Origin of the sequence: Micropruina sp., assembly GCF_047602385.1 — a bacterium.
GTDB lineage: Bacteria > Actinomycetota > Actinomycetes > Propionibacteriales > Propionibacteriaceae > Micropruina.
Genome location: NZ_JASGHL010000001.1, coordinates 276,709 through 299,577, shown reverse-complemented (window position 1 = coordinate 299,577; position 22,869 = coordinate 276,709). Strand labels below are relative to the sequence as shown.

17 protein-coding genes are annotated in these 22,869 nt (G+C 69.6%); 6 read left to right on the top strand and 11 right to left on the bottom strand.

All coding sequences use genetic code 11. From position 1 onward, the window contains the following. Nucleotides 1-44: 44 nt before the first annotated feature. The 7 genes from QM711_RS01395 to QM711_RS01365 all read right to left on the bottom strand — a co-directional run bounded on the left by QM711_RS01395 (nucleotide 45) and on the right by QM711_RS01365 (nucleotide 12,638). Nucleotides 45-1,247 (bottom strand): aminotransferase class V-fold PLP-dependent enzyme, encoded by a 1,203-nt coding sequence (locus QM711_RS01395; protein WP_415095930.1) that lies wholly within the window; start codon nucleotides 1,245-1,247, stop codon nucleotides 45-47. Next, a complete protein-coding gene (locus tag QM711_RS01390) occupies nucleotides 1,244-2,560 on the bottom strand; it encodes a pyridoxal-phosphate dependent enzyme (RefSeq protein WP_415095929.1) in 1,317 nt (438 codons plus the stop codon). Before QM711_RS01390 ends, QM711_RS01395 begins: the two co-directional genes overlap by 4 nt. After that, nucleotides 2,557-4,020 carry a hypothetical protein gene (locus QM711_RS01385; RefSeq protein WP_415095928.1) on the bottom strand — a complete coding sequence of 488 codons (1,464 nt, stop codon included), beginning with the start codon at nucleotides 4,018-4,020 and terminating at the stop codon, nucleotides 2,557-2,559. Before QM711_RS01385 ends, QM711_RS01390 begins: the two co-directional genes overlap by 4 nt. A 215-nt stretch (nucleotides 4,021-4,235) precedes the next feature. Next, nucleotides 4,236-5,498 carry an SPOR domain-containing protein gene (locus tag QM711_RS01380; protein WP_415095927.1) on the bottom strand — a complete coding sequence of 421 codons (1,263 nt, stop codon included), beginning with the start codon at nucleotides 5,496-5,498 and terminating at the stop codon, nucleotides 4,236-4,238. A gap of 115 nt (nucleotides 5,499-5,613) precedes the next feature. Beyond that, complete coding sequence (gene trpS, locus QM711_RS01375) at nucleotides 5,614-6,729, bottom strand: tryptophan--tRNA ligase (RefSeq protein WP_415095926.1); 1,116 nt, start codon at nucleotides 6,727-6,729, stop codon at nucleotides 5,614-5,616. A gap of 262 nt (nucleotides 6,730-6,991) precedes the next feature. Further along, nucleotides 6,992-7,843 (bottom strand): PHP domain-containing protein, encoded by an 852-nt coding sequence (locus tag QM711_RS01370; protein ID WP_415095925.1) that lies wholly within the window; start codon nucleotides 7,841-7,843, stop codon nucleotides 6,992-6,994. Between the two features lie 46 nt (nucleotides 7,844-7,889). After that, nucleotides 7,890-12,638, bottom strand: a complete 4,749-nt coding sequence (locus QM711_RS01365; RefSeq protein WP_415095924.1) for an NAD-glutamate dehydrogenase — start codon at nucleotides 12,636-12,638, stop codon at nucleotides 7,890-7,892. Between the two features lie 150 nt (nucleotides 12,639-12,788). Here QM711_RS01365 and QM711_RS01360 point away from each other — a divergent pair, with 150 nt between their 5' ends. The 3 genes from QM711_RS01360 (at nucleotide 12,789) to QM711_RS01350 (ending at nucleotide 15,347) form a co-directional block, all read left to right on the top strand. Beyond that, nucleotides 12,789-13,265: a DUF2505 domain-containing protein gene (locus tag QM711_RS01360; RefSeq protein ID WP_415095923.1), complete on the top strand. Its 477-nt coding sequence runs from the start codon at nucleotides 12,789-12,791 to the stop codon at nucleotides 13,263-13,265. A gap of 146 nt (nucleotides 13,266-13,411) precedes the next feature. Further along, complete coding sequence (locus tag QM711_RS01355) at nucleotides 13,412-14,635, top strand: MFS transporter (protein WP_415095922.1); 1,224 nt, start codon at nucleotides 13,412-13,414, stop codon at nucleotides 14,633-14,635. Beyond that, the gene (locus QM711_RS01350) at nucleotides 14,610-15,347 is read left to right on the top strand and encodes a MerR family transcriptional regulator (RefSeq protein WP_415095921.1); all 738 of its coding nucleotides are present in this window, start codon (nucleotides 14,610-14,612) and stop codon (nucleotides 15,345-15,347) included. Before QM711_RS01355 ends, QM711_RS01350 begins: the two co-directional genes overlap by 26 nt. Nucleotides 15,348-15,493: 146 nt before the next feature. Here QM711_RS01350 and pruA read toward each other — a convergent pair whose 3' ends face one another. The 4 genes from pruA to QM711_RS01330 form a co-directional block, all read right to left on the bottom strand. Next, a complete protein-coding gene (gene pruA, locus QM711_RS01345) occupies nucleotides 15,494-17,122 on the bottom strand; it encodes an L-glutamate gamma-semialdehyde dehydrogenase (RefSeq protein ID WP_415095920.1) in 1,629 nt (542 codons plus the stop codon). Nucleotides 17,123-17,206: 84 nt separating this feature from the next. Then, nucleotides 17,207-18,010 carry a Ku protein gene (locus tag QM711_RS01340; protein ID WP_415095919.1) on the bottom strand — a complete coding sequence of 268 codons (804 nt, stop codon included), beginning with the start codon at nucleotides 18,008-18,010 and terminating at the stop codon, nucleotides 17,207-17,209. Between the two features lie 124 nt (nucleotides 18,011-18,134). After that, nucleotides 18,135-18,968, bottom strand: a complete 834-nt coding sequence (locus QM711_RS01335; protein ID WP_415095918.1) for a DUF6912 family protein — start codon at nucleotides 18,966-18,968, stop codon at nucleotides 18,135-18,137. After that, nucleotides 18,968-20,224 carry a wax ester/triacylglycerol synthase domain-containing protein gene (locus QM711_RS01330; RefSeq protein ID WP_415095917.1) on the bottom strand — a complete coding sequence of 419 codons (1,257 nt, stop codon included), beginning with the start codon at nucleotides 20,222-20,224 and terminating at the stop codon, nucleotides 18,968-18,970. Before QM711_RS01330 ends, QM711_RS01335 begins: the two co-directional genes overlap by 1 nt. Before the next feature lie 120 nt (nucleotides 20,225-20,344). On the opposite strand from QM711_RS01330, the gene QM711_RS01325 reads away from it, so the two are divergent. The 3 genes from QM711_RS01325 to QM711_RS01315 all read left to right on the top strand — a co-directional run bounded on the left by QM711_RS01325 (nucleotide 20,345) and on the right by QM711_RS01315 (nucleotide 22,615). Beyond that, nucleotides 20,345-20,779 (top strand): hypothetical protein, encoded by a 435-nt coding sequence (locus tag QM711_RS01325; protein ID WP_415095916.1) that lies wholly within the window; start codon nucleotides 20,345-20,347, stop codon nucleotides 20,777-20,779. Continuing rightward, entirely contained in the window at nucleotides 20,776-22,062 is a 1,287-nt protein-coding gene (locus QM711_RS01320) for a hypothetical protein (protein WP_415095915.1), read from the top strand. The genes QM711_RS01325 and QM711_RS01320 overlap by 4 nt, the downstream gene beginning before the upstream one ends. A gap of 82 nt (nucleotides 22,063-22,144) precedes the next feature. Continuing rightward, a complete protein-coding gene (locus QM711_RS01315) occupies nucleotides 22,145-22,615 on the top strand; it encodes an Rv3235 family protein (protein ID WP_415095914.1) in 471 nt (156 codons plus the stop codon). Nucleotides 22,616-22,869 lie beyond the last annotated feature (254 nt).

The window sequence follows — 22,869 nt, the reverse complement described above, 5'->3', positions numbered from 1 at the left end:
AGGTCTCCTTCGCTTACTCATCCGGCTCTGATCCGCGTGGCGGGTCAGGCCTGGCCGACGATGTCGAGCAGCCGGTGGATCTCCTCCGGCGAGGTGTAGGCGTGCACACTCACCCGGACGGCGTGGTCCTGGCTGTCCCGGCCGGCCTGGCACTGCGCGTCGTACCGGGTCAGCAGGCCGGCCGCGGTGAGCACGAACCCGAGGTCGTCGGAGCGCACCCGCCGGTGCCGGAAGGTCACCAGGGATTCCCGGCGCTGCATCGTGGAGCTGGCCGCGAGGCTGTCCTGGCAACCGAGCACGGTCACCTCGGGGATCCGGGCCAGGCCGTCGGTGAGCAGTGCACACAGCGCGGTGCACCAGCGTTGGATGGAGGTCACGCCGGTGTCCGCGAGCCACTGCGCGGCGGCGGTCAGGCTGATCGCTCCGACCGTGTTCGGCGTCCCCGGCCAGCCGTCGAGGGTGAACTGCGGACCGCGACGGTTGCCGGCCCAGACCGCTCCGGTGCCGGGGAGCGCCATCATCTTGTGGCCGGAGAAGACGATGAAGTCCACGTCCAAGTCGTCGACCAGCACCGGCCGGTGACCGACGCTCTGCGCCGCGTCCAGGCAGATCGGGACGCCGGGGCCGACCGCGGCGCGGATCCGCTGGACGTTCAGGTCGGCGCCATAGACGTGGTGGACGCCGGTCGCCGCAACGAACCGGGTGGACGGACCGAACACGGCCGGGAACTCGCGATGGGCGTAGTCACCCGACGCTGGGTCGACCGGCAGCGGAACCACCTCGATCCGGACGCCGGAAGCCGCCAGGTCCGCCGCCAGGTCGAGCCATGGCCGCAGATTGGCCGCATGGTCGTGGAACGGGACCACGATTCGATCGCCGTCCCGCAGCGTGGGCCTGAGCCAGTCCGCGACCCGCCGCAGGCCTTCGCTGGCGCCCGAGACCAACTCGACCGACGAGGTGGTTCCGGAGTCGCCGAGCAGGGCGTGGACCGACCGCTTGGCCTCCTCGATCGCTGCCGTAGTGGTGGTGGCCCACGGGTATGCGCCCCGCCCGGCGTTGGCGTTCGCCGTTGTCAGGTAGGCCATCATGCGATCGAGCACGGCCTGCGGCTTCTGCGCGGTGGCGGCGCTGTCCAGGTACCCGAGGCCGGGGTTCGCGATCAGGATCGGGAACTGCGCCCGCACCCGCTGGTGCCAGTCGGCCAGGTCTGTGAGGGCGTCGAGGGTGCTGGAGACCGCCGTCGTCATGCGCTCACCAGCTGCTGTCCGGCGTCCCGCCAGGCCACCACGCCACCCGCGAGGCTACGAGCGTCGCGGTGACCGAGACGGGTCAGCAGCGCGGCGTAGCGCAATGACTGCTCACCGATCGGACAGACCAGCAGAACCGGCTGCCGCGGGCTGACCGGAGTGCCGTCCTGGGCCAGTTCTTCGAAGACCTCGTCGACGATATTGATCGAGCCGGCCAGGTGTAGAGCGCGGAAGGCGAAGGAACCCCGCAGGTCGATCACCACCGGATGTTCCCGCTCGATCCACTCGGCGGCCTCGGCAACCGACAGCGAGCGAACCCGGGATACCTCGTCCTCGCTCACGGTGCGGACGTCGTTGACCCGCGCCGGACGCTGCAACAACTCCGGACGACGCTGCCGGACGTAGCTCATGTAGCTCTCCGCCCGGTCGCAGACGATGAAGACCGCCGTCTTCCGTTCGCCCGGCGCGACCTTCACCTCGCGCAGCGCCCGGACGGCGGCGAAGTACGCGGCACCTGCCGTCGGGCCACCGAGAATCCCGCAGCGGCGGTTCAGCACCAGCATTCCGTCGATCGCCTGCTGCGAGGTGACCGAGTCGATGCGGTCGAAGGCGCCGGGATCGAACAGGCCCACCTCGGTGAGCTCGTCGGCCGTCCGGATTCCCGGGATGAAGTCCGACCGGTCGGCAACCACGCCCCACACCGCCACCTCGCCACGGGCCCGGAACGCACTCGCCACTCCGGTGGACGAGCCCGCGGTCCCGACGCAGGCGATGAAGTAGTCGGGTACCCGCCCGTCCAGGTCGGCGACGATCTCCGGGCCGGTGGCGTCCTGGTGTGCCTGCCGGTTCAGCGGGTTGAAGTACTGGTCGGTGTGCAGGAACTGCGACCGCTCTTCGGTGAGCCGCCGGTACATCCGGGTGAGCGGCTCCTCGGTGTCGGTGGGGTCGAGGCATTCGGTCTGGCCGGGCAGCTCCTCGATCTGGGCGCCGAGCAGCAGCAGCAGGTCCTTGATCTCCGGCACTCTCATCCGGTTGGTGACGCTGCGGAACGGCAGCCCGTGCATTCCGGCGATCACCGCCAGCGCCTTGGCCGTATTGCCGCTGGACAGCTCGACCACCGCCGCGTCGTCGCGGCGGGCGTCGTCCAGCCGCTCCCGGGCCATATTCCAGGCGGCGCGGTCCTTGACCGAGCCGAAAGGATTGAGCATCTCCAGCTTCGCGTACAGGTCGATACCTGCCAGCCCGTGGACCTCCGCGGGGATCGCGACCAGCGGCGTGCCGCCGATGGCGTCGGTGATGGACTCGTATCTCACTGTTCTCCTTCGGTGGGCCAGTACTCGGCGTCCAGGCACCAACGCCAGCCTTGCCCCGCAGGCCGCACCGCCACCGTGGCGGCGCGGCGCTGCATCAAGGCGTCGGTGGCCGCGAAGTCCATGAAGTAACCACCGGTGTTGGCGAATGCCAGCAGGTCGCCGGGTCGGGGTGTGGCGGGTAGGTGAACAGCGCGTCGGCTGATCAGGTCGTTCTCCAGGCAGAGGTTGCCGAGCAGGTACGCGCGCACCGGCTCGTCCGGCGGGACGCCGTCGGCGCGAAGCAGCAGCGGGTCGACCAGAACGCCGTGCTCCTCGGCACTGACATCGTGGCGGTTGGCGTCGAGGCCCACCAGCAGGCTCCCGTCGGGGCCGTCGCGCACCTCACGCACCGCGACGAGGGTCAGGCCCACCTGATCGAGCAGGGCGCGACCGGGCTCGACGTCCAGCTCGACCAGACTCTCCAGCAGCATCGTCGACAGCGGCCGGCGCAGCCGCGGCCCCTCGCACGCCAGCAGTGCCTCAAGATAGGCCGGCCCGGCCTTATCGCGATGGCTGGGATAGACGCCCAGGGTGCCTCGGACGGCGCCCCGCTCGGCCTTGAGCCCGTAGCCGTAGCCGGCCCAGGTGATCGGAGCGTGCCGCCCGAGGACGCTGTCGTTGAGCACGCGGGCATAGCTGTGCCACTGCTCGGGATCATCGAGGTAGGCGATTCCGAAACCACCGCCGATGTCGATCGCCCGCGGGGTGTGGCCCTTCGACTGGCATCGGGCCAGCGCCATCAGGCAGCCTTCGACGGCGAGCGCCTTCTCATCGAGACCGGTGGTGTCGAGATGGAACGCCGTGCCGTGCAGGACCAGTTCCTCGCGGTAGCGGTCGAGAGTGTCCAGCACCATGTCCAGCTGGTCCGCGCCGACCCCGAACCGGCTCGGCCGAGAGAGCACCGAGACCCCCACCGCGGCGAACCGGGACAGCCGGATCATCACCCGAACGGGCGGCAGCCGATGCCGCCGGATCAGCGTGCCGAGCCGTTCGAGTTCGGCCACGCTGTCCGCGTTCACGATGGCACCCGCGGTGCCGCTCAGCCACAGGAAATCATCGCCTTTCGGCCCGGTCGCCATGATCCGGGCACCGGGCACACCCGCGGCGAGCGTGTGCTGCAGCTCACCGACGGACGCCACGTCGACACCGAATCCGCTGGCGGCGATCCGCCGCACCAGCGCAGTCGACCGATTCGCCTTGTGCGCGAAATACAGCGAGCCGCGCAGCCGCAGGCGTCGATAGACGCCCGTGAACGCCTCCGCGTTACGGAGCAGCCGATCGGGCATGACCAGGTTCAGCGGAGAGCCCAGGCCACTGACCAGCGCGGCCGGGAGCTGCCGGTCAGCCAGGAAGTCCCGCCAGCACGAACTCAGCCGCGGGGTGAGCGGCGGAGCGGTCGACGACAGTGGAGAGATGGACACATACGCAGGTTAATCATATTGATACTCATTATCAATATGCCGCAGGTGTGTCGCTCGTAGACCATGCCGTCACCACCGCTTCAGCCCGCCACCGCCGATCGCCACCGGATCACCGGCGGTACACAGTGCGGCCAGCATCACCAGGTTGGACACCTCCGGCCGGTTCGCCGGGTCGCAGCTGATCCGCCGCCTCGAGTCGGTGACGGCCTTGCGGATCAGCCGATTTGGCGGGGGTAGCAGGTCGGCCCGGGACGGCGATCGAAGACGGCGCACGCCCGCTGCGCTGCCTTCTTGGAGTTGTACGGCTTGGCTCCCACCACGACCCAGTACCCGTTTTTCAACCCCTCGTAGTCGGTGGAGTCGATGACCGTGGCTTCAGGCTTCATCCCGGCGGCAGTCGCCGCGGCGTCCGATCGGGACTTGGTGTTCTTCGGCAGCGACGCGAGGACCACCAGCCAGTCCCCGGACTTGAAGGCGGGTGCGCTGGCCTCAGCCGAACGCCCACTCGTGGTGGGCGACGCGTAGCCGAGCCATGCCTGTTGACCGACCAGCCCAAGCACAACCACCGCGGCCATGGCGATCAGGCTCTTGCTCAGGGTGCTCGAACCGAGCTTCACGGAGTCAATGATGGACCCCACGGCGTGACCCACCAGGCCACCGACAGCGGGCAGAACCGCCCCCCACTCGTCGATCCAGCCAGCCAGGCCGAAGCCGATCAGGGCGATCGTACCGACCACGAGCCCGACCATCCCGAACTGCGAGTCCCTGTCGCCGTTCTTGGTGAACAAGATCTGGCTGACGACCGCGCCCAAGACGACTGCGGCCGCCCAGACCACCGGCAGGAGGACGCCGAACATTGTGCGGTACGTGAACGCGTCGTTGAGGTGAGTCACCCGAGGCACCGAACGCAGTATGTAGAGCAGCACGGACAGTCCGAGGAGTACCACGACGTTTACGACCACCCCGGCAATCAGCAGGAAGAGGTGTTGCAGCACCAACCCCCAGCGGGTCCGTGGCGTCGGAACCGAAGATGTGTACCCGCCGCCGTAAGAGGGCAGCGAGTCGATATGCCAGTCACTGTAGGACCCGGCGGAACTCGAACCGCCGAGCAATTCGTCAGTACTGCTCGTGCCGCCATACCAGGACCCGCTGTGGTTGATCTGGTCACCCCACAGGCTGTCGCGGGACTCCCCAACCTTGCGACCCGCCGAATCGAAATGGTTGGTGTGATCCCCCCACAGACTGTCGCGGGACTCCCCAACCTTGCGACCCGCCGAATCGAAATGGTTGGTGTGATCCCCCCACAGACTGTCGCGCGACTCCCCAACCTTGCGACCTGCCGAATCGTATTGGTTGGTGTGATCGCCCCATAGGCTCTTGCGGGATTCCCCGATCTTCTTTCCCGTGGAGTCGTAGTGGTTGGTGTGATCCCCCCACATACTCTCCCGTGAGTATCCGCCATCCGGCATATTCTCCACCCCCTGGATCCCTCAAAGCGCGGCACAATCTTGCGCGCCGGCACCGGCTCGGCCGAACGCCGGAATTCTAGTGAGAGCTGGGCACTTGCGCTGGGATGAGACGTGCAGAACGGTCTCAGTAGACCATGCCCATCGCTTGGCGCACCTCGTCCAAGGTGGCGTCGCCGATCGCGTTCGCCCGGGCGTTGCCCTCTCGGAGCACCGACAACAAGTAGCCGGGGTCCGCGGCCAGTTCGGCGCGGCGAGCCCGGATCGGGGCGAAGAAGGAATTCACCGCCTCGGTCACCACCCGCTTCAGTCCGCCGCCGCCGCCGTCGCCGATCTCGTCGGCGATCGCCACCGGATCACCGCCGGTACACAGTGCGGCCAGCATCACCAGGTTGGACACCTCCGGCCGGTTCGCCGGGTCGTAGCTGATCCGCCGGTCCGAATCGGTGACGGCCTTCTTGATCAGCCGGGCGGTCGTGTCGGCGTCCATCCCGATCTCGATCACATTGCCCTTGCTCTTGCTCATCTTGGTGCCGTCCAGGCCCAGCACCGTGGGCGCCTTGCTGAGCAGCGCCTCGGCCTGCGGGAAGATCGGCTCGGCCGGGTTGGCGCGTCCGTAGCGTTCGTCGAAGCGGCGGGCGACCACCCGGGTCTGCTCCAGGTGCGGCAACTGGTCCTTGCCGACCGGCACCAGATTCGCCTTGCAGAACAGGATGTCGGCGGCCTGGTGCACCGGGTAGGTGAGCAGCAGGCCGGACATCGGCCGGTCGCCGGTGGCGTCCAGTTCGGCCTTCACGGTCGGGTTGCGGCGCAGTTCGGCGTCCGTGACCAGGGAGAGGAAGGGCAGCAGCAACTGGTTGAGCGCCGGTACCGCCGAGTGGGCGTAAATGGTGCTGCGGCTCGGGTCGATGCCGATCGCCAGGTAGTCGGCGACCATGCCGAGCGCCCGCTCGCGGATCGGCCCGGTGCCGTCCCGGTCGGTGATCACCTGGTAGTCGGCGATCAGCACGATCGTCTCGACCCCGGCGTCCTGCAGCCGGACGCGGTTGGCCAGCGAGCCGAAGTAGTGGCCGATGTGCAGTGCTCCGGTCGGGCGGTCACCGGTCATCACCCGGAATTTGGACGGGTCCGCGGCGATCTCGCGTTCGATCGCGGCGCTGCGGGCCTCGGTCCGGCGCAGCGAGGCGTCGGAGGTGGACGCGGCGAGCTCGTCGCCCGCGTCGTCGGACAGTGCGTCAGTCATCGTCACTCATTCGTTCGTCGTCCGGACATGCGAAAGGCCGCCACAATAGTGACGGCCGCGAGCAGAGTCGATCCGTCAGCGGTGGCGCCATCCGGCGGTTCGAGGCATGACCGGACACTATCACCGACGGTGCCCAGCGGTCGCCGGCGGCGTGCCCACAGCCCGCAAGGCCCTCCCTAACTACCTGTGCCCTCCCGCAGGTGGGAGGGCACAGGTAGTTAGGGAGGGGGTTGGGGAGCGGCGAATCAGCTGCCGGACGCCGTTACAGCCGGCCTCCGCGGGACCGGACGCGGCGCACCAGCTCGGTGTAGACGTCGGGGTCGGTGGTCTCACAGGCCAGCGCGTGCCCGCGCTTGCCCAGACCGTGGTGGTCGGACGAGCCCAGCATCAACAACCCGAGCCCGGACGCCAGCGTCCGCAGCCGCGCGCGGGTGTCGGCGTCGTGGTCGGGGTGATCCACCTCGACGCCTTCGAGCCGGTACTCCATGGTGAGCTCGGACAGCATCCGCGGGCTGAGTTCCTTGTCGCGGCCACGTCCCCACGGATGGGCGATCACCGGCACACCGCCGGACCGGCGGATCAGCTCGATGCCGCGGCGCAGATCGCAGGAGTACCGGTTGGCATAGGCCGGCCCGCCCTCGTGCAGGAACCTGTCGAAGGCCTCCTGCCGGTCGCGCACATAGCCCTTGGCCACCATCGCATCGGCGACGTGCGGACGGCCCAGCGACGGGCTCGGCCCGACCTGCTCGGCAATCTCGGATTCGGTCAACGGCAGGCCGAGCGCCGCGAGCTTGGCCAGCATGTCCGGCAGTCGCCCGGTCCGCCCGACCCGGACCTTGGTCAACTCGTCGAGCAGCGGCTCGAAGTGCGGGTCACAGCCGTAACCGAGCAGATGCACGCTGGCGCCGTCCAGCTGGCAGGACATCTCAATCCCGGGCAGCACCACGACGCCGGCCGCCTCGGCCGCCAGCCGCGCCTCACGCAGCCCGTCGAAGGTGTCGTGGTCGGTCAACCCGAGCACGTCGACGCCGGACGCCGCCGCCTTGCGTACCAGCTGGGTCGGGGTGTCGGTGCCGTCGGAGACGCTGGAGTGGGTGTGCAGGTCGATCCGCATGCGGATCATCCTGCCGCAACCGGCGCCGTCGTCCGGACGCCGACCCTCAGGCGGGCAGCAGCGACCGCACCAGCCGGACGCCGACGCTCACCCGGGCCACGTCCGGCTCCTCGCAGACCAGCGCCAGGGTGGCCACCTTCTCGGAGACTCCGGGGGTATCGGCCAGCCACTCCTCGACCTGCTCAGCCGCCGACCGGGACGGGTCCACCAGGACGGCCGAGGTGAGCTGCCCGTGCACGCCGAGCAGATCGTCGCGCAGCGCGGCGCGTGCCATCGTCTCCCAGCGGTCCTGCTGAGGCAGGGCGACAATCGTGTCGTGCAGCTGGTCCAGCCGCAGCCGCTCCGCCAGCCGGAACGCGATCTCGGCCACAGTCAGCACCGGAGCCTGCCGCGCCTGCGCGATCTCGACGATGGTCAGCGCGAAGTGCGAGTAGGCGTCCTGAGCCACCTCTTCGGCCAGCGGCCGCGGCACCCCTTGGGCGGTCATCCGCTCGACGTGCCGGTCGGCGTTGGCGGCCTGCCGCGGGGTCAGCAGCCCGCCGAGCGCCGCCCGCACCTGGCGGACGCCGTCGGTGAACTGAGCGGTCGCCGCGACGATGTCCAGTGGTGCCCGGCGGCTGGCCAGCAGCCACCGGGTGGCGCGCTCGACCATCCGGCGCAGCGCCACCCGCAGTTCGGTGACCACCTGGGCGCTCAGCTCGGTCGCTCCGCCCAATTCAACCTCGGCCTTGCCGACCTGATAGATCGAGCGGGCCGCCAGTTGCGCCCGGATCACCTCGGTGACGGCCGCGTTGGTCTCGTTGTGCAACCGGAAGTACGCGGTGATCCCCTGGGAGTCGACGAAGCGGTTCACCGCGACGCTGGTGATGATCTCGCGGGCCAGCCGGTGCCGCGGCATGTCGGCGGCGTAGCGCTGCTGCAACTCCTTCGGGAAGTACTGGATCAGCCGGTCCGCCAGATACGGGTCGTCGGGCAGGTCGGAGGCCAGCACCTGGTCGGTCAGGTAGATCTTGGTCCAGGCCAGCAGGGTGGCCAACTCGGGCCGGGTCAGGCCGTGACCGGCCTCTCGGCGCTGCTCGAGCTGGCGTGCGGTCGGCAGGAACTCCAGCTTCCGCTGGAGGTAGCCGGCCTTCTCCAGGGCCTGTGTCCAGCCTTCGTAGGCACTGGTCAGCTCGGCCGCCCGGTACATCGAGTTCGACAGCGCGAGGTTCTGGCCGACGTTGTGCGCCAGCACCAGAGCGGCCACCTCGTCGGTCATCGAGGCCAGCAGTGCGTTGCGCTGCTCGGTGTCGAGGTTCCCGGCGGCCACGTCGGGGGTCAGCAGGATCTTGATGTTCACCTCGTGGTCGGAGGTGTCGACGCCCGCCGAGTTGTCGATGAAGTCGGTGTTGATCCGGCCTCCGGCCAGGGCGTATTCGATCCGGCCCAGCTGCGTCCAGCCGAGATTGCCGCCCTCGCCGGCGCACAGTGCCCGCACCTCGCCGCCGTCCACCCGGACGGCGTCGTTGGCCTTGTCGCCGACCTCGGCGTTGGTCTCGGTGGACGCCTTGACGTAGGTGCCGATGCCGCCGTTCCAGAGCAGGTCGACCGGCGCCTTCAGGATCGCGTTGATCAACTCGGCCGGGGTGAGCGCGGTCACCCCGTCGCCCAGCCCGAGCGAGTCGCGGACCTCGGGCGTGATCGGGATCGACTTCAGCGTCCGCGGGTGCACCCCGCCGCCGGCCGAGATCAGGCCGGCGTCGTAGTCCGCCCACGACGACCTGGGCAGCCGGAACAGCCGTTCGCGCTCGGTGAAGCTGCGCTCGGCGTCCGGGTTCGGGTCGAGGAAGATGTGCAGGTGGTTGAAGGCGGCCACCAGCCGGGTGTGCCGGCTGCGCAGCATGCCGTTGCCGAACACGTCGCCGGCCATGTCGCCGATGCCCACGCAGGTGAAGTCCTCGGCCTGGCAGTCGCGTCCCAACTCGATGAAGTGCCGCTTGACCGACTCCCACGCGCCGCGGGCGGTGATGCCCATCGCCTTATGGTCGTAGCCGGCCGAGCCGCCGGACGCGAACGCGTCGCCCAGCCAGAAACCGCGGTCCAGAGAGATCTCGTTCGCGGTGTCGGAGAAGGTGGCGGTGCCCTTGTCGGCCGCCACCACCAGGTAGGGATCGTCGTCGTCCCAGCGGACGACCGAGGGTGGTGGGACGACCGCGCCGTCCACGATGTTGTCGGTGAGGGTCAGCAGCGAAGCGATGAAGACCTGGTAGCAGGCCACCCCCTCAGCCAGCCAGGCCGCTCGGTCGACGCCCGGGTCGGGCAGCGACTGCGGCACGAAGCCGCCCTTGGCGCCGGACGGCACGATCACGCTGTTCTTCACCATCTGGGCCTTGACCAGGCCCAGCACCTCGGTGCGGAAGTCCTCGCGACGATCCGACCAGCGCAGCCCGCCGCGAGCCACCCGGCCGAACCGCAGATGCACACCCTGCACCCGCGGCGAGTAGACGAAGATCTCGTACATCGGACGCGGTTCGGGCAGCAGCGGAAGCTCCCGAGGGTGCAGTTTGAACGCGTGGGCCGGTGCGCCGGGCTGGAACGCGTTGGTGCGAATCATTGCCCGCAGCACCGCCAGGAACATCCGCAGGATCCGGTCGGCGTCCAGGCTGGCCACCTCGGCGAGGGCCGACTCGATGCCGGCGAACGAGTCGGTCACCGCGGCGGTGCGTGCCTCGATGTCGGCGAAGTCGGCGGCCGGGTCGAATTTGGTCCGGAAGGCGCCGACCAAGGCGGCCGCGATCACCGGATTGTCGTTCAGCGTTGCAGCCACGTACGGCTGGCTGTACGGGATCCCGGCCTGGACGAGGTAGCGCGAGATGGCCCGCAGCCAGGCGATCTCCTGCCAGGTCAGCCCGGCGGTCATCACCAGCCGGTTGAATTTGCCGGACTCCGCGTAGCCCCGGTAGCTGGCGTCGAAGGTGTCGATGAAGCGCTGCTGGAGTGCCGGCGTCCAGTCGCCGGCGGTCCCGCCCGGGACTCGCAGGCCGAAGTCGTAGAGGTACACCTTGTGGCCACGCAAGGTGAACTCGAACGGACGCTCGTCGAGCACCTCGACCCCGAGCACCGATAGATGCGGCATCGCCTCGGCCAGTGACATCTGCCGGTAGCCGAGCACCTTGAACCGGACGTCGGCGCCGTCGCCGGGCCAGGCCGGGCGGTAGACGTCGTAGCCGAGGTCGTCGTCGCCGGCCAGGCCGTTCGCCAGCCGCAGGTCCTGCACAGCGGCACCGGCCCGGTACTCCTCCTTATAGGCGTCGCTGAACTCGACGCCGCGGGACTCGCTGGCCAGGTCGCGGGCCGCGTCCTCGAAGTCGTCGTCCCAGCTGCGGACGGCGGCCTCGATCGCGGCGAGCAGTGCCGCCTCGTCGACATCACCCAGCAGCGGATCGTCGTCGGGCCGCTTGACCACGAAGAACAGCCTGGCCAGCACCGACTCCGTGACCCGGGCCTGGTGCTCGAGCGACTCTCCGCCGAGCGCCTCGACCAGGATCCGCTGGATCGCCTCACGGACGTCGGTGGTGTAGCGATCGCGGGGCAGGAAGACCAGTACCGAGATGAACCGGCCGTAGGTGCCGCGCCGGACGAACAGCCGCACCACCCGGCGATCCTTGAACTGAGCCTCCTGAGCGATCACCGGGAAGAGCTCCTCGGCGGTGGCCTGGAACAACTCGTCGCGAGGGTAGCTGTCGATCACCTGGCGGATCGCCGAGCCGCCGTGGCTGTGCGGATCGAAACCGGACAGGTCGAGCAGCTTTTGCGCCTTGCGGGCCAGCACCGGGATCTCCCAGACGCTCGCCCCGTATGCGGTGGCGGCGAACAGGCCGAGGAAGCGCCGCTCACCGGTCAGCCGGCCGGCCCCGTCATAGCGCCGGACGCCGATGTAGTCCAGGTAGGCGCCGCGGTGCACAGGCGAGCGCCGGGAGTCCTTGGTGAGCACCAGCAGCCCGCGATCACCGGAGGTCGGTGCGGCCTGGAATTCGGTGTCGCCGTCCGCGCCGCGGAGGATGCCGAGACCGGTGCCGGGCACCGCGCGGAAGCCGTCGGCCTTGGTGTAGTGCGACTCCCGGTAGCCCAGCAGCACGAAGTTGCCCTCGGTCAGCCACTGCAGCAGGTCGGTGACCTCGCGGACGCCGTGCGGGCTGACCGGCTGCGGATTGTCGTTGATCCAGTCGATGGTCTCGGTCAGACGCCGCTTCATCGCCGCCCAGTCGTCCACCGCCGCCCGGACAGCCGCCAGCCCGGTCGCGATCGCCTTGGTGAGCGCATCGGCACGATCGGCCGCGGCCTGGCCCAGCGGGGGGAACACCTCGACGCAGATCCACGACTCCGCATCACCTCGGCCGTCCCCGATTCCGGTCAGCCGGCCGTCAGGGTCCCGGACGATTTCGTACTGAGGGTGGAACAGCGTCCGGATGCTCCAACCGGTGCGGGTGATGTCGAGGCTCACGGTGTCGACCAGGAACGGCTGATCGTCGGTCACGATCAACAGCACCGCGGACGCCCCCGGCTGCTCGGGCAGCCGCAGCCGGACCAAGGACTCCCCCGGCCGCCGCTGCTGCCCCAGCCGCAGGTGCTCGGCGATCAGCGTGGCGACGTGGCCCGGGTCGAGATCGACGAGTTCGCCCTCGGGAAGATGCCGCACGTACTGCTCGGCGAAGCCGTCCGGCACGTCAACATTCCGGAAATCCTGAAGGAACTTCCGCAACTCGCCGATCAATCTACGACTCCAGTCCGAACGGGACGGATGTATTGCGGTCACATCGCCTCCTCGCGAGCGCACGTCATCGTGGTTGACACACTGTAACGCCCGGTCCTGACATTGTCCCGGCCCGGTCGGCGCGTCGGGCTCGGGCGGCGCGTCTGGCCCGGCGGCGCGTCGGGCTCGGGCGGGTGCGGCAGAATGACCCGCATGCAGATCCAGGCCCGCAACGACTTTGCCGCGGACACCGTCGCCACCCATGCCATGCTCACCGACCCGGCCTTCCTCGCCGAGGTCTGCGCGGCGTCCGGTGACCTCGACTACCGAGTGGACGGCGTCGCCGCGCACACCGCGGTGGAACGGCGGATGGAATCGCCTTCCGCGGTCCGCGGGCTGCTCGGCGAGAGTCTGACCCTGTTGCAGGAGATTCGCTGGAACCCACCGGCCGCGGACGGTGCTCGCACCGGAGAGCTCGAACTCACCGTCCGGGGCATGCCGGCCCGGGCCGAAGTGGCCATCGACCTGCGTCCCGGCGGCCGCGGCACCCTGGTCGACTTCACCGGCGAGTTCACCATCAAGGTGCCGCTGGTCGGGCGCTCGCTGGAGGCCAAGGCCGTTCCGGCGCTGACCGCCGGCTTCGACGTCCAGCAGCGGGTCGGCGACGACTGGATCGCAGCGGGCCGCTGAGAAAGCACTGAATTACCGTTGGTCGAGCTTGTCGAGACCTCTCCCAAACGGGTTTCGACACGCTCAACCAGCAAGATCCTGAATCGACCAGCGCTTTCCTGACCCCACTTGACCTTGACGCTGCGTCAAGGGTCCACACTCGATTCGTGACCTCGAAGACGACCCTGCCGTTGTACCTGACGGCGACCGCCACGTCCCTGTTCGGGAACTCGGCGATCGCGATCGTGCTGCCCTGGCTGGTGTTGGAGCGGACCGGTGACCCCGCCATGGCCGGAACCGTCGCAGCCGCCAGTGCACTGCCGGGCGCGATCGCCGCCTTCGCCGGCGGACACCTGATCGACAAGGTCGGACGCCGCCGGATGTCGGTGCTTTCCGACATCGGCTCCGCCATCGCGGTGGCCGCGCTGGCGATCGTGGACGCCGCGGTGGGCTTGAACGTGGGCTGGTTCATCGCGCTGGGCGTGCTCGGCGCGCTGTTCGACGTCCCCGGGATGACCGCCAGGGAGACACTGCTGGCCAACGTGTCCGAAAGCTCCGGCGTTGCCCTGGACAAGGTGGCGTCGCTGCGCGGCATGTTGTTCGGCCTGTCCTTCCTGGCCGGCCCGGCGCTGGCCGGGTGGCTGCTGGCCCTGCTGCCCGCGATCACTGTGGTCTGGCTGACCGCGGCCTGCTCGGCCCTGGCCGCACTGGCGATCGGCCTGATGCCGCTGCTGCCCAGCACCGCCGCGGCAACCGACGACAACTCCCCGCTGGCCGGCTTCAGCCACATCTGGCGCAGCCGTCCGTTGCTCACCCTGCTGGTGGTGAGCCTGGGCTCGATGCTGCTGGTCGCGCCACTGCTGAGCATCGTGCTGCCGGCGCACTTCGTCACACTGGCCGCGCCCGGACTGCTCGGCCTCAGCCTGTCCGCCTACGCGGTCGGGACGATGACCGGGTCGGGCATCTACGGCTGGGCGTTCCGCGGCCGCCGCTGGGCGGCCTGGGTGGTGGCGAACCTGCTCTACGTCGTCTCCGCCGTGCTGATCGCCACTCTGGACGGCTTCTGGCTGGTCGCCGCCGGAATGGCGGCCGCGGGCCTCGGCTCGGGTCTGCTACAGCCGATCAGCACCGTGGTGCTCACCGAGCAGGTGCCGGACGCCCTGCGCGGCCGGGTGTTCGGCGCCTACGCCGCGCTGGCGATGGTGGTCAGTCCGCTGGGTCTGGGTTTGATGGCACTGGTGCTGTCCGGCGCCGACCTGCGCACCGGCGCCTGGATCCTCGCCGCCGGCTGGCTGCTGGTCGGCGTCTACGCGCTCATCGCCCCGGGGCTGAAGGGCTTCATCGAGCCGCGAGCGGAGGGCGTCCATGCTGAGCATCGGCCAGTTGGCTGACTACGTCGGGGTGACCCGCCGGGCGATCCGGCACTACCACGCCCTCGGCCTGCTGCCCGAGCCGGAGCGGGACGCGGCGGGCTACCGCAGCTACGACGCGAACGCCGTGGTCGAACTGCACCGGATCAAGGTGCTGGCCGACGCCGGCGTCCCGCTGTCGCGCGTCCGGGAGCTGATCGAGGCCGAGCCGGACGCCTTCCGCGAAGCCGCTGCTGAGGTGGACGTCGAACTGCAGGCGCGGATCGCCGACCTGGAGGCCACCCGACGGGCGCTGAACCGGCTCGCCGTCCGGGGCGAGCCGTTCCTGCCGCCGGAGGTGGCCCGGATGCATGGCGCGATGCGGGCGCTCGGGGTGTCGGAACGCACCCTGGACATGGAACGGGACGCCTGGCTGCTCATTCAGGTGTTGTTCCCCGAGCTGGTCAGCACCTGGATCGGGACTCAGCAGGCGATGCTCGAGGATCCGGACTACCGGGACCTCTACCTACGCACCGACCGGGCCTTCGACTACCAGGCGGACGATCCGCGGATCGAGCAGATCGCCCGGGCCACCGTGGACTGGATGATGACCCACCGTCCGCCGCCCGAGGCGTCCGAATGGAAGGACGACGCGCTCGCCCAGGAGTTGGTGGTCGGCTTTCGCCGCGACGCCTCCCCCGGCTGGAGCCGGCTGATGGAACGCATGGAGGAACTCGTCCAGGACTGCACCTGAGTGACGCCAAAGTGACCGAAAGAACCGTCCCCAGTGACCGAAAGAACCGTCCCCAGTGACCCTGGGGACGGTTCTCTTGGTCACCGGGGACGGTTCCCTTGGTCACCAGGTGGCTGGCTCACCGTTGATCGAGCCAGCGGACGGCCTCAGAGCATGTGCGGGTAGCCGATGGACGTCGGGGGCACCAGGGTCTCTTTGATCGCGCGCGGGCTCGTCCAGCGCATCAGGTTCCACATCGAGCCGGCCTTGTCGTTGGTGCCGGACGCCCGCGCACCGCCGAACGGCTGCTGGCCGACGACCGCACCGGTCGGCTTGTCGTTGATGTAGAAGTTGCCGGCGGTGTACCGCAGCCGGTTCTGGGCGAGTTCGATGGCCGTCCGGTCGGTGGCCAGGATCGATCCGGTCAGCGCGTAGGCGGACGCGGTGTCGACCAGGTCGAGCACCTTGTCGAAGTCGGCGTCGTCGTAGACGAAGATGCCGAGCAGCGGGCCGAAGTACTCGGTGACGAAGATGTCCTGCTTCGGATTGTCCGACACCGCCAGGGTCGGCCGGATGAACCAGCCCTCACTACGGTCATAGCTGCCGCCGGCGACGATCTCGGCGTCCGAGCTGGCCTTGACGGCGTCGATCGCGCCGGACAGCTTGTCGAAGGCACGCTCGTCGATCACCGCCGAGGTGAAGTTGGCGAAGTCCCGGACGTCGCCGACCGCGAGCGCCTCGGTCTGGGCGATCAGGTCGTCCTTCAGCTTGTTCCACAGGCTGCGCGGCAGGTAGGCCCGGGACGCCGCGGAGCACTTCTGGCCCGAGTACTCGAAGGCGCCGCGGATCAGCGCGGTGTTGACCATCGCCGGGTCGGCGCTCGGATGCACCAGGATGAAGTCCTTGCCGCCGGTCTCCCCGACGATCCGCGGGTACGAGCGGTAGTTGGCGATGTTGCCGCCGACCTCGCCCCACAGCCCCTGGAAGACCCGGGTCGAACCGGTGAAGTGGATGCCGGCCAGGTCCCGGTGCGCGAGTGCGACATCGGAGATCTCCTTGCCGTGGCCCGGCACCAGGTTGATCACGCCGTCCGGCAGGCCGGCGGCGCGCAGCACGTCGACGAAGATGTGCGCGGCCAGCATCTGCGTAAGCGCCGGCTTCCACAGCACCGGGTTGCCCATCAGCGCGGCCGAGGTCGGCAGGTTGCCGGCGATCGCGGTGAAGTTGAACGGGGTGATGGCGTAGACGAAGCCCTCCAGCGGGCGGTAGTCCATCCGGTTCCACACCCCGGGGCTGTTCTGCGGCTGGTTGGCGTAGATCTGCTGCGCGAAGTGCGTGTTGAAGCGCAGGAAGTCGATCAGTTCGCAGGCCGAATCGATCTCGGCCTGCTGCGCCGTCTTCGCCTGGCCGAGCATCGTGGCCGCGTTCATCCGGGCCCGGTACGGACCGGCAATCAGGTCGGCGGCACGCAGGAAGATCGCGGCCCGCTGGTCGTAGGGGGTGTCCGCCCACTCCGGCGCGACCGCCATCGCGGCGGTGACGGCCGCCTCGGCGTCGGCATGGTTCGCCTGCTGCACGTAGCCCAGCAGCTGGGAGTGATCGGACGGCATCCGCAACTCGTAGCGGCCCGCTCCACTGCCCGGACGGCGCTCGGCGCCGAAAGTGCCGAGCAGTTCGATCGGCTCGGCGGTCAGGTCAGCGAGCGCGGTTTCCAGTTCGCCCCGTTCAGCGCTACCGGGGACGTAGCTCTTGACCGGCTCGTTGACCGGCACCGGCACCGAAGTGATAGCATCCACGGCACCAGATTAACGCACAGACTCCTGCTGCAACAAGAAATATTCCGCCGTTGTGGCGTCAGACGCAACAGAATCTTTCGAGTCTCAGCCTGCCTTGGCGGCTTCTTCCCGTCGCTTCTTCGCTGCTTCGACCGAGGCCCGAAGGGCCGCCACCAGATCGACCACCTCGGCCTGCTGCGGCGCCTCCTCGGCGGCCTCCGGCGCGGGCGCGCCGGCCAGCTTGGCCTCGACGACCGCCTCCAGCGCCTCGCGATAGACGTCGGAGAACTGGCTCGGGTCGAAGGTCCCGCTGAGCTGGTCGATGAACATCCGGGCCATCTCGACCTCGGCGTCCGACACCTTCACGTCGGCGGACGGCTCGGCGAACGACCCGTCGCGCAGTTCGTCCGGCCAGAGCATGGTGTGCATCAGCAACAGATCGTCCTTGGCCCGGACCAGCGCCAGCGACTCACGGGAGCGCAGCGCCACCTTGACCAGAGCGGCCTTGCCGGCGTCCGCCAGCGCGCGGCGCAGCAGCACGTACGGCTTGGCGCCCGGGCCGTCCGCCTCCAGGAAGTAGGTGCGTTCGAAATAGGTCGGGTCGACCTCTTCGGCGTCGACGAACTGGACGACGTCGACCGCCTTGGTGGTCGGCAGCGGCAGGTTGTCGAAGTCCTCGGCCTCCAGGATCACCATCCGCCCGTCGCCGGTCTCGTAGCCCTTGGCGATCTCGGTGTACGGGATCTCCTTGCCGCAGGCTTCGCAGACCCGCTTGTACTTGATCCGCCCGCCGTCCTCGGGATGGACCTGCCGGAACGAGAGGTCCTTGGTCTCGGTGGCGCCGTAGACCTTGATCGGGATGGTGATCAGCCCGAACGAGATCGCGCCCTTCCAGATGGACCGTGGCATGACCGCCTCCTTCGCGTTGGTCCCAGCCTGCCGCATCACCCCTGGTCATGCCAGCACCAGCAGGGGGTGATGACGGACCGCCGAGTGCTCCGTCGCGGGTTCGCCGGCCGGTCTCCATCTCACGCTAACGAGGCCCGGTCGGCTCGCCGATTGTTCCGCGGCCGATCTCCCGGTCACCGTAGATGAGGGTGAATGCACGTCCCGGCGTCGCCAGATCGCGCGCAACCGGGGCCCAGAACAGCAACGCAACCGCGCGTTCGGAGTCTCCGGGGCTCAGCGGCACCTCGTCATCGGTGTAGATCTCGGCCCCCAGCTGCACGTCACCGATCAGGAAGAGGAAGGACGGGGTCGGGTTCTGGAACCAGGCGCTCTTCAGTCCACCGTCCGCGGTGGTCCGCAGGTCAAGGGACGCGCTCACCCAGGTGGATTCGTACCTGGTCCCCGAGTCCGACCCCCGGTTCTCATCTATTGCCACCACAGCCCCGGTGTCGTCGACGTTGAGCGGCCCCACCAGCGTGCCCCACTCCCCCGGACCGTGCCACAGCAACTCGTGCTCAGCCAGAAATTCGGCGACCTCATCCTCGTCCCAGGCCGTCGCCAGAGAGCGGCCCGCCAGCCGCTCGCCCAGAGCCGCGGCGGCGTCGGGCGCGTCGTCGCTGAACAGCGCGGTCACCGAACTCCACGGCAGCTCACCCACCTTGACCTCGCCGAACTCGGACCACGGCTCCGGTCGCGCGGACGCCTCGGCGACCGCCACCAGCCGCGTCCTGAGGTAGAGCAAGCCGTCGAGACCCGCGATGTGCAGCACGGTGTGTTCGGCGTCCTCGTCATCGGCGGCGGTGAATCCGAACGCCTTCCGCAGCGACGTCGTCACCGCGAAGGCCTGCGTGGGGACGATCGGACCGCCCACGGCCCACCAGGTCAGCCGCGAGGCGGTCAGCGGGATGAAGACCAGCATCAGCGCACCGCCCGCAGCAGCACCCCGAGTTCCTCGGCGACATCGCGGGCGAACCTCGGCAGCGGCACCACCGCGGACGCCGCGAAGCTGACCCGATCGGCCAGGCTGCTGACCCCGACGGTGATCACCTGATCGTCGACGGTGGACGCGAAGGCATGCAGTGCCCGGACCCGCTGCTCGCCCAGCCAGCGCGGCGTGGACGGCCCTGGCACGTTCGCGATCAGCACCTCGTGCGGGCGTCCGGACGTGACCGTGGCGGCCGCGACCGCGTGGCTGCTGGGCGGCGGGAAGCCGGCCAGTTCGGTGAGCTCGCGCGCGGGGACGAGCCGATCGGAGTCGATCCGGGCTTGGGTGAGCGTGGCGATGACGTCGAGCCGTTCCCGCGCGGTGATCGCGGTGACCGGGAGCTGGACGAACTGGGCGGCGACCAGGCAGCCGAGCGCGCTGGCGCCGTCGTCGTCGACCGCCAGCGGGATCAGCGCTACCGGTTCGTGCAGCAGCCGCTCCCCGGAGATCTGGGCACCACGGACGCCGGCCGTCGCCAGCGCGACGATGACGTCGTGCACGGTGCAGCCGGCCCCGGCCGCGACCAGCTTGAGGTCCGCGAGCGCGCATTCGACTGCGGCCACCTGGCGGGGGGTCGCCACGGTTGTCGCCTGCCGGACGCCGTACTGGGCCAGCCCGCCGAGCCCGGCTGCCGCGTCCTTCAGCGCCCGCACCGGGTCGCCGAGGTTGCGCAACAGCCCGGTGAAGCCTGGTGCTTCCTCCGCCGCGGGTTCCCAGGCGATGGGTTCGCCGGCGATCGGGGTGGGTTGCTCATCGAGCAATTCGTGCAGCAGGTGGACGTGGTCGGCGCCGTCGATCAGCGCGGGATGGGTCCGAACGACCAGTGCCCACGCACCGCCCGGCAGGCCGCTCAGGATGGTCGCGTCCCACAACGGATGCAGCCGGTCGAGCGGTAGTGCGAGTTGGTCGGCCAGCCAAGCCTCGATGGCCGCGCCGGCCGGCAGGGTGGCGGTCTTCAGGTGTCCGGCGACCCGGAAGCCGCGATCGTCGATCCAGGACTGCAATCCGGTGCCGGCGAGCTTCTGCCGGAACCGCGGCGCGTAGCCGATCCGCTGCCCGATCAGCCGGGCCAGGGTCGCCGGGGTCGGTGCGGACCCATCGACGACCAGCATGCTCAACTGGTGCCACGGCTGCGCCGGCTGGTCGCGAGCGAGCAACAGCGACTCGGTCATGCTGACGGGGTCGGCCACGATGACCTCCTGACTACGGTTGCCGGGACATCGGTCAGCCTACTTGGACGCGCCCAGCCGGCGGACGGCCGGGGTGGGTCGTACCGCCTACTGCCGGGCGATCGTGCCAGAATCGGGCTCGTGCGCGGAATCCTCTCCCTTGCGGCTCTCGTCCTGGTCCTGACCGGTTGCGCCGGTGCCCCGGCATCCGCCCCGAGCGCGGTCGCCTCGGCGTCCCCGCTGATCACGCCCGCCGAGACGGCATCCCCGGGCACACCCTCGCTGAGCACGCCGAGCGTCGCACCGACCCCCGGCGTCCGGACCATCACCATCGAGCTGGCCAAGGGGAAGGTGTCCCCCAACGGCAGCCGGGTCGATCTGGCCAAGGGCGAGCCGTTCGTCCTCGACATCACCTCGGACCGCGACGATGAAGTGCACGTGCACGGTTTCGACAAGGAGATCGAGGTCAAGGCCGGGAAGCGGGTGCAGGTGGAGATGACGGCGGACCGCACCGGTCGCTACGAGGTCGAATCGCATCACCCCGAACTGTTGATCGTCGTGCTGCAGATCCGGTGATCCTGCCGCTCCACGGGCTCGGGTCCCGGCAGGATCTGCCGCTGCCCTTCGAACTCGTCCTGCTCGGTGCCGCGCTGGCCCTGGTGGTGTCGTTCGCGGTGCTCGTCCTGGCGTGGCGCCGGCCCCGCTACACCCGGCCGGCCGGACGTCCCCTGCCCCGGCTCACTCGGCTGGTGGACGCGCCCCAGACCCGCGCCGTCCTGCGGCTGCTCGCGCTGGGGGTGTACGGCTGGATGGCGTTGGCGCTGTGGTTCGGGCAGGACCGGGTGACCAACCCGGTGTTCGGGTTCGTCTTCGTCTGGCTCTGGGTCGGCCTGGTGCCCGTGTCGTTGCTGCTCGGACCGATCTGGCGGCTGGCGAACCCGCTGCGCACCGTCGCCCGGCTGGTGCTGGCTCCACGGGGGCCGCTGCGGCCGTTGAGCGAGTCGGCGTGGCGGCGGCTCGGGGTGCTGCCCGGGGTGATCACGCTGCTCGGATTCGCCTGGCTGGAGCTCGTCCAGCCCGACAACAACACCCTCGCGGTGCTGCGCTGGTGGGCAGTGGCCTGGGTGCTGGTCGTGCTCGGCGGAGCGATTGTGTTCGGCGAACGGTGGGTGGCGGCGTCCGACCCGTTCGAGGTGTTCGCCGAGCGGGTGGCGACGCTGTCACCGTGGCAGCGGGTCGGCGACGACATCCGGCTGACCGATCCGTTGCGGCACGCGGCCACCGCGGCCGCCCCGCGCGGAGCGGCCTGGGTGACCTGCACGCTGCTCGGCATCACCGCTTACGACAGCTTCACCAACACCACCGGCTGGGTCGGCTGGGTGCAGTCCTCCGCGCTGCCCCGGGAGGCCTGGGGGACGTTCGGCCTGCTGGCGATGACGCTGCTGGTCGCGGCCACCTTCGCGCTGGCGGCTCGGGCGACGGCGTCCGGTTGGACGGACCGGGCCGCGGCCAGCCTGGTGCCGATCGTGGTCGGCTACACCGCCGCGCACTACCTGAGCCTGCTGGTGATCGAGGGACAGCGGACGGCGATCCTGGCCTCCGACCCGCTCGGCTTGGGTTGGAACGTCTTCGGCACCGCCGAGCTGGGTGTGAACACCGGCATCTTCGACTACCCGGAGGTGGTCGCCACCATCCAACTCGGCGCGATCGTGATCGGTCACCTGCTCGGCGTCCTGATCGCGCACGATCTCTCCCTGGGGGTGCTGCCGTCCCGTCGGGTAGTCCGCGGTCAGCTGCCGATGCTGGTGCTGATGGTCGGCTACACCTGCGCGGGACTGGTGCTGCTGTTCTCGCCCTGAGTTATCCACAATCTGGTCCGCGAGTGCCCCGCGACCCGTCGTTGTCGATGCAGAGTGAGGGATGCATTGCGCGCCAGCCCTCGTGACCCGGGCACCCGTGGTTCTCGCACCGGCCGTCCGACTCATCGAACCGTTCCTGCCGCTGCTGTCCTGGCAGGACCCGCTGCTGCCCTGGGACAATCCCGAACCCGTCGCCGCAGCGCCGATCCCCGAGGTGCCGGACGCGCTGCGCCGCCGTGCCGGAGCCCTGATCGCGGCCGCGGTCGAGGTGCTGCGCGGACGGCGTCCGCTGCTTCATCTGGAACCGCATCTCAGCGGGGTGGCGCTCGAACTGATCGGACGCCTGGGCTCCGCCGGTCCGCTGCCGAACCTGCGGCTCGCGTCCCTACGAGTGACCCAACCCGCCGAGTCGGCGATCGAGGCGTCCGCTCGCCTCACCCTCGGTGACGCGTCCCACGCGGTGGCGTTCCGGCTGGAACCTGACGCCGGACGCTGGCTGCTCACCGAACTCGAACTCACCCTGGGTGCGAAGATCCACCGCGCACTCAGGTGACCGGACCCTGACCGCGAACGTCGCGGGTCGCCCGGATCCCCACTGGCCGACCGACGGGTGGCCGGCACGGTCTCGACAAGCTCGACCAGCGCGTGGCCGGCACGGTCTCAACAAGCTCGACCAACCGAAACGGGCTCGCTGACGAACCGAGCAGGACGCGAGTCCCGGCACGGACGCAACTCTCAAAGCGGAGTGGGCTGCACCCCGTCCGGGTGGGTCGGGCGTAAGGCGACGCTCGTCCCCTGCCGGAAACC